This is a genomic window from Microcoleus sp. PH2017_12_PCY_D_A (assembly GCF_020738565.1).
GTDB lineage: Bacteria > Cyanobacteriota > Cyanobacteriia > Cyanobacteriales > Microcoleaceae > Microcoleus.
On record NZ_JAEQCI010000028.1, the window covers coordinates 37,947 to 50,785 of the forward strand.

13 protein-coding genes are annotated in these 12,839 nt (G+C 46.3%); 5 read left to right on the forward strand and 8 right to left on the reverse strand.

All coding sequences use genetic code 11. The features are described from left to right. Positions 1–18 precede the first annotated feature (18 nt). The 3 genes from nusA to JGK39_RS08185 all read right to left on the reverse strand — a co-directional run bounded on the left by nusA (position 19) and on the right by JGK39_RS08185 (position 3,569). Complete coding sequence (gene nusA, locus JGK39_RS08175; protein ID WP_293246041.1) at positions 19–1,311, reverse strand: transcription termination factor NusA; 1,293 nt, start codon at positions 1,309–1,311, stop codon at positions 19–21. A 312-nt stretch (positions 1,312–1,623) separates the two neighbouring features. Continuing rightward, positions 1,624–2,088 carry a ribosome maturation factor RimP gene (gene rimP, locus JGK39_RS08180; RefSeq protein ID WP_293246008.1) on the reverse strand — a complete coding sequence of 155 codons (465 nt, stop codon included), beginning with the start codon at positions 2,086–2,088 and terminating at the stop codon, positions 1,624–1,626. Between the two features lie 395 nt (positions 2,089–2,483). Then, entirely contained in the window at positions 2,484–3,569 is a 1,086-nt protein-coding gene (locus JGK39_RS08185) for an RNA-guided endonuclease TnpB family protein (protein ID WP_293246011.1), read from the reverse strand. A 5-nt stretch (positions 3,570–3,574) separates the two neighbouring features. Between JGK39_RS08185 and JGK39_RS08190 the strand changes: the two genes are divergently transcribed. Further along, complete coding sequence (locus JGK39_RS08190; protein ID WP_293246014.1) at positions 3,575–3,883, forward strand: hypothetical protein; 309 nt, start codon at positions 3,575–3,577, stop codon at positions 3,881–3,883. 123 nt (positions 3,884–4,006) lie between these two features. Here JGK39_RS08190 and JGK39_RS08195 read toward each other — a convergent pair whose 3' ends face one another. Next, positions 4,007–5,458, reverse strand: a complete 1,452-nt coding sequence (locus tag JGK39_RS08195) for a hypothetical protein (protein ID WP_366048846.1) — start codon at positions 5,456–5,458, stop codon at positions 4,007–4,009. 774 nt (positions 5,459–6,232) lie between these two features. Between JGK39_RS08195 and JGK39_RS08200 the strand changes: the two genes are divergently transcribed. After that, a complete protein-coding gene (locus tag JGK39_RS08200; protein ID WP_293246017.1) occupies positions 6,233–7,732 on the forward strand; it encodes a GUN4 domain-containing protein in 1,500 nt (499 codons plus the stop codon). A 791-nt stretch (positions 7,733–8,523) separates the two neighbouring features. Here the strand turns inward: JGK39_RS08200 and JGK39_RS08205 are convergent. Both JGK39_RS08205 and JGK39_RS08210 read right to left on the reverse strand, forming a co-directional pair. After that, the gene (locus JGK39_RS08205) at positions 8,524–8,658 is read right to left on the reverse strand and encodes a hypothetical protein (RefSeq protein ID WP_293246020.1); all 135 of its coding nucleotides are present in this window, start codon (positions 8,656–8,658) and stop codon (positions 8,524–8,526) included. Between the two features lie 5 nt (positions 8,659–8,663). After that, on the reverse strand, positions 8,664–9,191 hold the full coding sequence (locus JGK39_RS08210) for a P-loop NTPase family protein (protein ID WP_293246023.1): 528 nt from the start codon (positions 9,189–9,191) through the stop codon (positions 8,664–8,666). Between the two features lie 354 nt (positions 9,192–9,545). Between JGK39_RS08210 and JGK39_RS08215 the strand changes: the two genes are divergently transcribed. The 3 genes from JGK39_RS08215 to JGK39_RS08225 all read left to right on the forward strand — a co-directional run bounded on the left by JGK39_RS08215 (position 9,546) and on the right by JGK39_RS08225 (position 11,834). Continuing rightward, entirely contained in the window at positions 9,546–10,103 is a 558-nt protein-coding gene (locus tag JGK39_RS08215) for a nucleoside monophosphate kinase (RefSeq protein ID WP_293246047.1), read from the forward strand. Positions 10,104–10,276: 173 nt separating this feature from the next. Continuing rightward, entirely contained in the window at positions 10,277–10,990 is a 714-nt protein-coding gene (rph, locus tag JGK39_RS08220) for a ribonuclease PH (protein WP_293246050.1), read from the forward strand. 580 nt (positions 10,991–11,570) lie between these two features. Continuing rightward, positions 11,571–11,834 carry a hypothetical protein gene (locus JGK39_RS08225; protein ID WP_293246026.1) on the forward strand — a complete coding sequence of 88 codons (264 nt, stop codon included), beginning with the start codon at positions 11,571–11,573 and terminating at the stop codon, positions 11,832–11,834. 300 nt (positions 11,835–12,134) lie between these two features. Here JGK39_RS08225 and JGK39_RS08230 read toward each other — a convergent pair whose 3' ends face one another. Continuing rightward, on the reverse strand, positions 12,135–12,470 hold the full coding sequence (locus JGK39_RS08230; protein WP_293246029.1) for a DUF5615 family PIN-like protein: 336 nt from the start codon (positions 12,468–12,470) through the stop codon (positions 12,135–12,137). Continuing rightward, positions 12,470–12,700, reverse strand: a complete 231-nt coding sequence (locus JGK39_RS08235) for a DUF433 domain-containing protein (protein WP_293246032.1) — start codon at positions 12,698–12,700, stop codon at positions 12,470–12,472. Before JGK39_RS08235 ends, JGK39_RS08230 begins: the two co-directional genes overlap by 1 nt. Positions 12,701–12,839 lie beyond the last annotated feature (139 nt).

Below are 12,839 nucleotides of genomic sequence, written 5' to 3' on the forward strand. Positions count from 1 at the left end.
AAGTGAATGTCGCAGTTTTTAGACTGTGGCTGCGGTTTCGTCCGTGGCTGGCTCGTCTTCCTCAAATTCTGCCGTTTCCTCGTCGCCGTCGTAGCCGGATGCTTCCTCTTCGTCGCCGTCGTAGCCGGATGCTTCCTCTTCGAGCCTGCTTGCTTCTGCAGCCAACTTGATGTCTTCGGCCTCGCGATCGTACTTAACAATATCTTTGATATCGATTTTCCAACCTGTGAGGCGGGCTGCAAGGCGGACGTTCTGACCTTCTTTACCAATGGCAAGACTCAGTTGGTCTTCCGCGACCAAAATGTGAGCGCGCCTGCCTTCTGGGGCAACCAAACGCACTTCATCTACTCTAGCTGGACTCAGAGCGTTAGCAATATAGGTTGCAGGATCTGGAGACCAGCGGATCACGTCTATTTTTTCCCCGCGCAATTCGTTGACTACTACCTGAATTCGCGATCCCCGCGCTCCGATGCAGGCTCCTACCGGGTCTACATCGCGATCGAGAGTATCTACTGCTATTTTAGTCCGGGGGCCGACGTGCCGGGAGGGCGGATTTGCCTCCCTAGCTACGGCGACAATCCTCACCACCCCATCTTCTATTTCTGGTACTTCGTTAGCAAACAGGTAAACCACCAAACCGGCGTCTGCTCTAGAAACAAGTAACTGCGGCCCTCTAGTAGAACCTTCGCCTACTTTTTTGAGATAAACCTTGAATGTAGCGTTCGCACGGTAATTGTCGTTGGGCAACTGTTCGCGTTTGGGGAGTTCGGCATCTACTTCCGGCTGACCGAAGCTGCTGGTAACTGCCAAAATTACCGACTGCCTCTCAAACCTCAGCACTCTTGCTTGAAGAACAGTTTCTTCTAAATCTTTAAACTCTTCTTGAATCATTTTGCGCTGTTGGTCGCGCAGTTTTTGAGCAAGGACTTGTTTGGTCTGGATGGCTGCCATCCGACCAAATTCTTTTTGATCTGGTGTTACATCTACGAGTACGATGCTCCCAGGCTGAGCTTCTGTGGCTACTTCTTGTACTTCAGAAAGTGCTATTTCGTGATCGGGATTGACGACTTCTTCGACAATAGTTTTGTTAGCTAAAACGCGAAAACCTTCTTGTTCTGCGTCTAATTCTACATCAAAATTGTCGAAGTATTCTTCGCTGAAGTGGTCGAGTTTTTGGGTGCGGCGGTAGCGTTCGTATCCTTTAAGCAGGGCTTCTCGCAATGCTGCTTGGACGGCGTGTTTGGGTAAATTTCGCTCTTTGCTAATACCTTCGATCATTTCTTTGAGTCCGCGCAGGGGAACCATTGACATATAAAACACTCCTTTTTTTGCTGTGGCAATACGTAACTGGTAATCGGAAATAGATGATTGGTAATTGACAGTCGGTAATTGTTGAAAAAAGTGATAACTGATGATTGATGAGTTACAAAGATAGCATTAGGGCATCTGGGTGCTGCAACAATTTATTGGTTGTTCTACTTCAACCCTGTGGCTAAAGATGTGATTCTTAAAAATTAACTCGCAGCGAAGCATTTTTAGCTTCCTGCGAGGCAATCTCAAAACTCAAATCGGGCAGACACGGGGGTACGGCCCCTACAACTCAAAAGTCAAAATTTCCCTTTTTTACTCCTTACCTTCGTCTAGTTCAACTTTGACAATCTGAGGGCGGGGAATTTTAACCTGTCGCCCTTTTTGATTGAGATAAACGGTTGTTTCATCCCTGCCCACAAGTAGTCCTTTCCACTCTTTGATTCGCGAGTCGGGTTCGGTGGCTGTGACTGTGACGGGGAAACCTTTAAAAGTAATGAATTCTCGATCGCTGGTGAGCGATCGGGATATTCCGGGACTGGAAATCTCTAGCACGTAAGCGTCGGGGATGATGTCGGATGCGTCTAACTCGACTTCCAGGGCTGTACTCATCCGCTCGCAGTCGGCTAAACCGGTGTCTTGCTGAAGGTTACGGATGTCTACCCGCAAGACGGGAGGATTTTGGTTGGTGTGAAACACTGCTCCCACTACTTCCAATCCCAGTGTTTCTGCAACGGGGGTAGCTAAGTCAATGATTTGTGGGATTAGGGGATGAGTCATATCGAATACTTAAACTAAAACTCCTGAACTCGGACACGGCAAGGAAAAATCAGGTGTTGAGATTGCTTTGCTTCGATCCGCCAAAAAAACGGAGACCAGCCCCGACAGGGCCCTCGGGATCTGCCCAAAATTTTAGACTCTAGTTCGAGCTCCCAGATTCACGGAGGTGCAAGTAAATCTCAAATCTAAAATCCTTCGACAGTTCAACCTCATGCCGAAGTCTCAAATCTCAAATCGACTGACCTGGTTTTTGACCGCTAGATATGAGTGTTTTACCGTTACATAAATCCCACCCAAAGTCACCCAAAATTTGACAATATTGGACTTTGAGCTTCGTTTACTTTCTACTTCAACCTGGCGGTGTCGGCACTCACCAGTCCATAGACTATCCCCGCCTAACTGACGGTTTTTGACAAATTAATTGCTGCGTTTAAATCGCGGTCAATAACAAATCCGCAATTACCGCATTCAAACACTCTCTCGCCCAAGGAGAGTGTTTCTTTTTTGCTTGAGCAATTAGAGCAAGTCCTGCTGGACGGGAACCAACGGTCAACTACTACTAACTTTGAACCGTACAACTCGCATTTGTAGGTTAACTGGCGGCGAAATTCAAAGAATCCCATATCAGCAACAGATGCAGCCAGTTTGTGATTCTTCATCATCCCGGATACATTCAAATCCTCTATGACAATTACACCGTGGTTTTTGGCAAGTAATGTCGTCAACTTGTGCAGTGTATCTTTACGGATATTGGCTATTTTTCTATGCAGTCTAGCTATCTTGACTTGTGCTTTATTCCCATTGCTTGAACCCATAATCTTATGGCGATTTAGCCATTGCAGTCTCGACAGTTTTGCTGCATATTTCTTGTAGGATTTTGCACCCAAAGCTACGGAACCTGTTGAGAGAGTGGCTAGTGATTTAATGCCGAGGTCAACTCCTATAATAGTTGTATTGCCTAACTCTTGCTGTTCTACATCAAATCTGAAACTGATAAACCACCTGTCGGCTTGACGGGATATCGTACAAGACTTGATTGATACTTGTGGGAGTCTTTCGTAAGTTTTGAGAATACCAATTACAGGAACTTGGATTTTGTTACTCCCCAAGATTTTGACAGTGCCTTCCAAGGTGAAAGAATCTCGCCGCCCTTTTTTCTTGAACTTAGGTACGCCAGCAGTCTTTTTAAAACACCGTTTCCAAGCTTCGCGCAATGCCATCAATGCGATCTGTGGTGTAGATTTAGAACACTCATAGTACCACTGATTTTCTGATTTTACCAAGGCTACTAACAGTTTATGGAGGTCAATAGCAGTGGGAAATTTGAGTTTTTCGTCTGGATTGGCTTTGTTGCGATCTAGAATATTCTTGGTCAGCCACAATCCCCAGTTCCAGGCATGACGTGCTACTCCACAGTGTTTAGCTAACATTACGCGCTGAGAGTTATTTAGTTTCAATTCGGTTTTGAATCCGAGTAGCATAGCAATTGTTTAATCCATTAATTACTGAAAACCGTACAGAAGCAGAACCTGCTTTGAAAAGCCTACCCACAATTGAGCAACAATGGGTGGGTTTGTTAAAGAATCAAGTTACAGTTTCTAGCCCTAAGCCGTTTGGCTGCGACTCATGCAACAAAAAAAGTGGGTTCGACCCACTCCTAGGTGAAACAGTTTCTTCCAAGAAGTTTGAGGGCTACTTCCGATCGAAGGGAGGCCTCGTTTCTCAGTTTAGCTCGATCGCCCGCCCAGTGACAAATCGCCTTCGGAACGAGCCCATTGGCGGAGCGGGGAATTAGCCTGCATAGGGCATGGGGCATGGGGCATGGGGCATCGGCCTGCATAGGGCATCAGGCATTGAGCATCAGGCATTGAGTATTAGTTCGCCAACTGTCAACTGTCACAGGTCAACTGTCAACTAACTAACGCGGGGCTATGCGTTGCAATTCTTTAGCTTGTTCTAAAATTTTCTCGAAGTCTTCTTCGCTCAACCGCTGGATGTAGTTGATTTTGAACTCTTCTAGGAAGTCGCACAGCAGCAGTTGTATTTCTTGCAAGGTTTGCTGCTGTTGCAGTTCGGCTCCTAAAGCTTGCCCGAAATGCTGGACTAGCTGGCTTGAGAGTTTGGTACCTACGGGGTCTTCGCTGGCGATTTTAAAGGCTTCGTAGGCGTCCTGGGGGCCGAGGGTGACTAATTTGGAGAGTTCTGCAACTAATTGCTCTGCTAGCTGTGCGGGCAGGTTTCCCAGTCCGGGTACTTGCTTCCATCCTTGATAGAGAGGGGATTGTTTGAGAAATAATTCTATGTTGTACCGCAGGAGGGCTTCTAAGTCTGGCTGGAGTTGGGGCAGGACTTTGTAGACGGTGATTTGGACTAGATGGGTGGCGATCGCTTCTATTTCATTGATATTGTTGATGTCTAGATAGCGTTGTTTTTGGGATTTAAATAGTTGACGGGCTAGTTCGCCTGTGGTAATCGATTGTTGCATCTGGTTGATGAGTTGAATTACTACTACTTCGGTCAATTCTTGGGCGAAGTTGGCGACGAAACCCCGGCTGATTTGGGTGCGTATGGGTTGGAGGTCGGGCATTTTGGCTTGGTGGATGCGAATTGTGACGGGCAATACTCGCAACAGGGGCCAGAAGGGAAGGAACAGAAAGATGTCGTACCACCGCCAGAGCATGGCCGATCGCCAACTGACGCTGCGGTGGCGGCGGCTGATGAAGTAGGTGCGGGCTAGAAATTCGATCGCGAATATGGCAATAAATGGCAGGTCGATTTGCCAGAAGTTGTCGGTAAATTCGCCGTTTTCTTCGATCGTGCGGTAATAGTTGGTGGCGATTAACGGCTTGATTTTGGCATCAAACCAGTTGATTTCTTGTTGCCAGCCTTGTTTGTTTAAATACTCTTGGCTCCAGAATGTTTGGAATGATTGTTTTGCTGATTGCTGCGGATTCGGGGCGCGATCGCGCATCCGGTCTTTAATTTTTTCTAAGGAACCACTTTTTGATGCTACTCGAAACGGATCTTCGTCGATCATTCTCGCGCTCAGAGTGTTTATTTCCTGCAATTTGGCTGCTACTTGAGGAGAGGGCAAGCCTGTTTGCACTACTTGATTTTTTAATTGTTCTAAGGTCTCTAGATATTTCTGGGTGTCTCGGTGGGGTTTAATTCCTTTAAATGGGTCGTATATTTGAGTGAGGACTGGTAGTTGTCGTTTGTAGAAATCTCGGGCGGGAACATAAGTTATATCAAATAATACTAGGCTGAAATTTCCTAGGGCGACCAGTGCAATGAACCGCTCGAACCAGGGTACTTTGGGTGATTCTTTGCGGAAGTTTTGAGTTTGAGATGGCTGTAGTTTTGGTGTCACTGGCAGTTCCTAATTAAGTAGAAGGAGCGAAATAAATGTAACTGGTAATAGCTGGAAAAAAGGAAACAGCTTAAACTGGCTAATTGTCGCGATCGCGATCGCGATCGAGCAAGCTATTATTTATTTTAACCTGGGGAGAGTTGGGGAGTTTTGGATTGTTGATTTTGCTGGGCTTGGTAAAATTTTATACTGGTAAAATATGAAGGTCGATGCCAGCGGACGATAGCTTCGCCGCGCCTACTTGAGGGCAGCCGCAGATCCCGTCAGCCTGATTATCTCTGTCAATAAAATTATATCTCAGGCGGAATCCTAAGTTTTTTTTCGGCGTTGCAGAGCCAACTGGGCTGGTAATAAATTACTATTTATGTTCAATCTGCTCGCTATTTGACCGCCCAAAAATGGATACTTGTGAACGACAATCGTTGTGAAGAGCCCAAAGTTTTAGACTCTTGTTCGGGATCGGGTGATTCGCGGAGCTGCAAGTGAATCTAAAATCTAAAATTATTCAATCTAAAATCTAAAATTGACTGACCGCTAAGTCAAATGTATTGCACCGATCGCAGTTTAAGGTTAGATTTGACTTCGAGTTTGAGGTCAAACCGTCTTGAGGGTTATACTTGCTCAGGGGCAGTCAGGCGAGAGCACCCAGTGAGCGCGAGGGTGGCTGTCGCCTCCGTAAGGTTCGGGGTCTCGCCTCAACAAAAACCAGCTCGCGATCGGACTCTTGAATAAAATGACACCCTGAATATAATTTTGTTCGCATTTTTTTTATATATGACATACTGCCTTAATCTCGATTGCCCAAAAGACAAGCGTCAGAACCCACCAGGCACAAAGTATTGTCTTAATTGTGGTTCAAAGCTGCTGTTAAAAGACCTTTATGCAGCAACTGAGCCGCTGCGCGACGGAGGATTTGGCAGGACTTTTAGAGCAGTCAATCATGGAAAATTTGAGGAACTTTGCGTTATAAAACAGTTGTCTCCGCCGCAGGAGTTTCAGCGTAAGCCAGCTCATTTTAAAAAGTATGTCCGACTGTTTGAACAAGAGGCAAGGCGGCTTTACGAACTGAAACACCCACAAATTCCTCAGCTAATTTCTTATTTTGAGGAAGATGGAAGATTGTATTTGGTGCAAGAGTTTATTGATGGCAATAATTTAAAGGATGAGTTAGAAAAGTACGGTGCTTATAGCGAGCTTAAAATTAGGGAACTGCTGTTAGATTTGTTGCCTTTGCTGAATTTTGTTCACGAGCGCAATGTGATTCACCGGGATATTAAGCCTGAGAATGTGATCCGCCGCAATCGCGATCGCAAGTTGGTACTGATAGATTTTGGGGTTTCCAAACAGGTAGTAACTGATGCTCCGACCAAAACGGGCACTAAGTTGGGAACTCCGGGTTATGCGGCGCTAGAACAGCGGCACGGTAGGGCTGTTCCTGCTAGCGACCTTTACAGTTTGGGGGTGACTTGCATTCGCTTGCTGACTTCTGTGATGCCTTATTTGGATATCTACGGGGACATTCACGATGACCTTTACGACCCGCTTGAAGGTCGCTGGCTTTGGAGGGAGGCTTTGCCGAAAGGAACAAAGATTAGCCAGGATTTAGGTCAGATTTTGGATAAGTTGATTCAGGAATATGTCAAAGACCGCTACAAATCTGCTCTGGAAGTTTTTGATATTTTAAAACCGGCTGCTGTTGTTGTCCCACCCGATTCTAAGTTGCCGCAAGCAACTGTTCTTAGTCCTTCTTTGCCGACTCAACCTGTGACTGAAAATCCGCTAATTGCGGTGAATTTAGAGTCGGAAAAAGGGATTGATTATTCTCAGTTGGAAAGGCTGCTGGCTGCTAAAAATTGGCGGGGTGCTGATGAGGAAACTTCTGTGAAAATGCTGGAAGTGATGCAGCAAGTTTCCAGGGGTTATTTGAGCGAGGAAGATATTAGGAAGTTTCCGGCTAAGGATTTGCAGACGATTGACCAACTTTGGGTGCGGTACAGTCACCGCAGGTTCGGTTTTTCTGTGCAAAAGGGTTTTTGGGTGAAGTCGGGGGGAAAGGCTGGTGTTTATGATGCTGATGTTTGGGAGAAGTTTGGCGATCGAGTGGGCTGGCGAGTTGACGGTCAGTGGGTATACTATTCTGAACTGAATTTTACTTCTAAGGCAAAGCCTGGACATTTGCCGGGAGGGACTGTTTTTGGGTGGGAAGGTGGGGTTTTGTGCGGTGTTTTGGGCTTGGGTGGGATCTGGTTTCTGCTGTCGCGGCGAGATTTGTAGGAAGAAGGAAGTTCGGCAACGGATTTTATAACGGATTTAACGGATTTAACGGATGGATTTTGAGGTTCGGGGGAAGAAAGTCCCGAAGGGAAGAAGGCCCGAAAGGGAAGAAAGGGGAAATAATGGCAAAGGTGGTAATTATTTAAAGAGTTAACAAATTTTTAGTTCATTTTTCAATAAGCTGTCCCCCATGGGAATTGCATATTTCAATCAATGGGTCAAAAGCATCAAATTCTTTCGCCGCCTTCGTTTTTCCCGGGACTTAGCTACAGGCGCTCGATCTAGGTAGCTACTGATTACAGTTTGGCGATATGTTCTGTAGAAATTAGGTAGAAAAATAACAGAAAATCAGATATAATTGCTAACCATTTTTTTTGTGATATGTTTTGAGTGAAGGGGAAGTTTACCAAGCTACAGACCAGTCCTTATCCCTAGAAAAGTATTAGGGCGGGCTTTGGCTGCAATTTATCAAGGAGATTTCTCTATTATGTTGCAAGAAAAACGTCTCAAGCCGTGGACTGTAGTTCGATCGCTTCCGAAGGTAGAAAAGGTGGTTGTGGGTCAGTTTCGCCCTGTGGTCTGATGCAGACGGTGACTTGCAAATTCTTAAGCGAATGGTTCCGGCAGATCGGTTGAATGTTGTGTTCGATGCCGTAGTTCCAGCGTAATGTCGCTGCTAAGGATCGTGAATTAAATAATTTACACATATTTGTGGGATGGGCGGGGGAGCCCGTCTCTAAAGGACGGGCTCCCCCGCCCATCCCACAATCACAATAAAAATTGTAAGTTATTTAATTATCATTCCTACATTGATAAGCGATCGATCGCCCGAACTGTGCGATCGCCTCTTTTTTTACATGAGAATTTACAGAAAATATTACATAAAAATTGCGATCGCACGCGCGGGCGATCGCAACTAAAATCATTGTCCTTAACTGCGGCGAATTTCTGTAACTTGGTCGGCAACATCCAAAATTGCTGGCGGCATCGAAGGCCCAGTCAAAATAATATCCAAATCGTGCGGCTTGCTGCCAATCAATGTCAGCACTTCTGCTTCGGGAATCAAGCCTAAATTCACCGCTAAACTCAACTCGTCGAGAATAACTAAGGCGTAACTGCCGGAGAGTACCGCATTTTGAACGTACTGCCACAATTGTGCGATCGATCGCGTTTCGATCTCATCTAAATCCGCATTCTCAATGCAGCGGGGCAAATCGCACCGCACCCAATCTAAATTTTGCCCGAGTCGCACGGGATGTTGATGCCCTTGATTGATTCCCCCTTTGAGGAACTGCACTGCCAACACCGGAGATCCCTGTCCTGCAATTCTCAGGGCCTGAGCCATAACATTTGTAAAAAAGCAGCGGTGCGGGCCTGTAAAAACTTGCACCAGCCCTTTAACTGTGTAGGGCAAGCTGTGGGTCAAATTGAGTTTAGGGGTTTGTAACTGAGCAACCATAGGGCAATATTTAATTAGTAACTAAGTCTTGACTGCTGCTCCGAGCTGCACGTGGCTGGAGCCTGCTTAACAATATATAGTGTACTTGGCCGATCGCAGATCCGATCGAACGCTAGATATACAAATTGTCAAAAGCTAGCGGCAGTAGCATTCGGAGCCGTCAATTAGATTTTGAACTCAAGCAAGCACTTGTGCAGAAGCCTGCTTTTTTAGCGAAATATAGCAGGGAAGCCGACAGTTATGAAGTTATAGATCCAAAAACCCGTGCGATGAGAGTCTTGGTGGCTCCAGGATTGTCAATAAAACGTACAGATCGCATAGAATTTGAATGTCGTGGCACTAGGAGCAGGCACTGTGAGATTGGTGATTCTGGGAGGGCCAGGAGCGGGAAAGGGCACTCAAGCACAACAATTGTGCGACAATTTGAGCATTCCTTTGCTTGCAGTAGGGGACATTCTGCGTGCCCAAATTGCAGGTGAGACAGACTTGGGCAAGTTGGCCGTGTCTTATGTGGAAAAAGGCGAGTTAGTTCCCGATGAAATTTTGATTCGATTTATCGGCCGCCGGCTGTTGCTGTGGGATGTGTTTAATGGCTGGGTGTTGGAGGGATATCCGCGAACGGCTTTTCAAGCTGAGGAATTGGATTTTTTATTAGAGGATTTGGCGCAGGAGCTAGATTGGGCAGTTTGGCTGAAGGTGCCGACTTCGGTGTTGCTGAGCCGATCGATCGAACGCGATCGATCGGACGATGAGCCCGAAATTTTGCAGCGCCGGCTCGATTTGTATGAGGAACGCACTATTCCGATTTTAGAGTATTACGAACATCGGAACAAGCTGTTAACTATCAATGGCGACCAATCCCCAGAACAAGTCCAGCAGGATATTCTCACTATTATCGAAGCTAATAGTTAGTAGTCAGTAGTCATTAGTCAGTAGTCATTAGTCAGTAGTCATTAGTCAGTAGTCATTAGAAAGAAGATTAATTCCCTGTTTGACCAATTCCCTGTTTGACCAATTCCCTCTTTGCCCCATGCTCCATGCCCGATGCCCGATGCCCAATTCCCAATTCCCATTACTTAAATATTATGTCTTTCCAGCGTCCCGACGGCAGACAACCAAATCAACTGCGTCCGATTAGTTTCGATCGCGAATTCAACAAATTTGCTAGCGGTTCCGTGCTAGCCAAAAGTGGCGATACTCAGGTACTTTGCAGCGTTACAATCAAGCCGGGAGTGCCGAGGTTTCTGGAGAATACCGGACAAGGCTGGCTGACGGCGGAGTATCGAATGTTACCGGGAGCTACGCCGCAGCGACAAGAGCGGGAATTTATGAAATTATCGGGACGGACTCAAGAGATTCAGCGGTTGATCGGGCGGAGTTTGCGATCGTGCTTGGATATGCAACTGTTGGGAGAACGAACAATTCTGGTGGATGCGGATGTTTTGCAAGCAGACGCGGGAACTCGCACAACTTCTATTAATGGCGCGTTTGTGGCTGTGGCTGATGCTTTGAATAAGTTGGTGCAAAAAGGTGATTTAGGGCGATCGCCCATTATTCGTCAAGTAGCAGCCGTATCTGTCGGACTTTTGGAAGCAGAGCCGTTTTTAGATTTGAATTATCTTGAAGATGTGGCGGCTGAAATTGATTGTAATGTGGTAATGAATGGAGATTTGGATATCATCGAAATTCAGGGAACTGCGGAAGAGGGAAGTTTTAGCCGCAGTCAGTTAAATCAAATTTTGGATTTGGCAGAAACAGGAATTCAGGAATTGTTGCAGGCTCAGCGGCAGGCTTTTTAACACAGATTGTTTTTATTCATCCCCATCGAACTCAGCTAAGATGCTACGAATCTCAATAGGACTAATATCTTCTCGGTCTGATTTAGCTTAACTTGTGAGTAATGAGAAAACACGATCGTTGAAATTACGTTATTTTCTTTACCGCGGAGGCGGACATCGTTTCTGTAGGCGCGGTTTCAACCGCCGCCTCGTCTTTTAATTTAGCATTTCGACCCAACTAACTGGTTTCCAGCGGCTGACGCTGGTAACGAGTAAATCCAAAATCTAAAATCCAAAATCTAAAATCTAAAATCGGTTGACGGCGGGCCCCCTATGCGGCTACGCTGTGAATTGAGAGGTTGCTTTGCTTGCACAGGAGGCAACCCGCGTCGCCCGAAAATCTAGTTGCACTCCCTCCGCTCCGCTCCGCCCAAAGCTGCGCTAACAGCTAAGGACAGCATAACCGCCAAACTGATACAAGCAGTGTGGAGGCTAACGGAGTATCTTAACATTCTCTGTGGCCGCCCTGCTATGCGTTGAATTGCGGGGCGGCTGGATTTTTGGGTTTTTCTAGAAAACCCAAAGTCAGGAGAAAAATAATATGTCACAGGAATTCGTGCCCGACGAAAACTTATCCGATTGTCCAAATTCGGATTCAACGGCGGTATCGGAACAGGATGTGCTGCTGGTAACGCTTGTGGGTTCGCCCCAGGGTGTGCGGGAAACGATTCTCACTTTGTACCGATTGGGATTTGCTGAGGTTGGTGATTGGAGTCCCGTACAACGCGCGGCAAATGCTGGCCAGGTGATGAGTGTCCTGATTCGTCGGAAAGTGCGATCTGATAGTACGTCGCCGGGAAGGTAAGCTGGGAGGTTGAGTCCTTCTGAGCAAATTTAGGACTTACGCGCGGGTGGCCAGAAACCGGGTTTTTTCGAGAAGACTCGTTGTGATTCGCAGATTTTGGGAAAAAACCCGGTTTCTTTGAGGACGCGCGCATGGGCCCAGAAACCGGGTTTTTTCGATAATTCTCGTTTTGATGCGTGGATGCGGGAAAAAACCCGGTTTCTTTGACGCGCGCATGAGCCCAGAAACCGGGTTTTTTCGATAATTCTTGGTTGTGATGCGTAGATTCGGCCAAAAACCCGGTTTCTTTAAACGTTTTTATTAAAACAGAGTGATAATACCGCTATTAGGAGTATCACTTAAAACTGCGATCGCATCATAGTTATCTCTTAGTAGCCGCTCGATATCCCGCGTCGAGCAATTTCCGCGCCGTATCCAAATTACCTTGGGAGGAAACCCCAACAATAGACTCAATTCGCTAAAATCTGCATCCTTGGTAACGATAATATAGTCATGTTGACGAGCATAATCCCAAACTTCGCGATCGGGTGCGGTAGGTAATCCAATTGCATCAACATGAGCAGAATCTGGATAAATATCAGCAAGAAGATTGATGAGACGGGGAGAGAGATTTTGGTCAAACAACAGTAGTTTCATCACCCAACAACTAACATAAACTGCTCTCGTTTAGCTGCGAAACTCAAGCAAGCTAAAATATCCTGTTGCGTGAGATAGGGAAAATCATCTAGGATTTCTTGAGAAGTCATCCCAGAAGCGAGATATTCCAACACGTCATAAACGGTAATTCTCATACCTCGAATACAAGGTTTACTACCTCGCTTACCCGGTTCGATCGTAATTATCTTAGCGATGTCTTGCTCTGACATGGCATTTTTCCTTTAGCTACTGTTGTCTATTCTAGCATCAACGCGCGGGTGGCCAGAAACCGGGTTTTTTCGAGAATTCTTGGTTGTGATGCGTAGATTTGGGCAAAAACCCGGTTTCTTTGAGACTGACGCGCGGGTG

Excerpts from the sequence above, each read along its gene's own strand:
- nusA (WP_293246041.1), bottom strand. The coding sequence starts at position 1,311 with ATGTCAATGGTTCCCCTGCGCGGACTCAAAGAAATGATCGAAGGTATT.
- rimP (WP_293246008.1), bottom strand. The coding sequence starts at position 2,088 with ATGACTCATCCCCTAATCCCACAAATCATTGACTTAGCTACCCCCGTT.
- JGK39_RS08185 (WP_293246011.1), bottom strand. The coding sequence starts at position 3,569 with ATGCTACTCGGATTCAAAACCGAATTGAAACTAAATAACTCTCAGCGC.
- JGK39_RS08200 (WP_293246017.1), top strand. The coding sequence starts at position 6,233 with ATGACATACTGCCTTAATCTCGATTGCCCAAAAGACAAGCGTCAGAAC.
- JGK39_RS08205 (WP_293246020.1), bottom strand. The coding sequence starts at position 8,658 with ATGATTTTAGTTGCGATCGCCCGCGCGTGCGATCGCAATTTTTATGTA.
- JGK39_RS08210 (WP_293246023.1), bottom strand. The coding sequence starts at position 9,191 with ATGGTTGCTCAGTTACAAACCCCTAAACTCAATTTGACCCACAGCTTG.
- rph (WP_293246050.1), top strand. The coding sequence starts at position 10,277 with ATGTCTTTCCAGCGTCCCGACGGCAGACAACCAAATCAACTGCGTCCG.
- JGK39_RS08225 (WP_293246026.1), top strand. The coding sequence starts at position 11,571 with ATGTCACAGGAATTCGTGCCCGACGAAAACTTATCCGATTGTCCAAAT.
- JGK39_RS08230 (WP_293246029.1), bottom strand. The coding sequence starts at position 12,470 with ATGAAACTACTGTTGTTTGACCAAAATCTCTCTCCCCGTCTCATCAAT.
- JGK39_RS08235 (WP_293246032.1), bottom strand. The coding sequence starts at position 12,700 with ATGTCAGAGCAAGACATCGCTAAGATAATTACGATCGAACCGGGTAAG.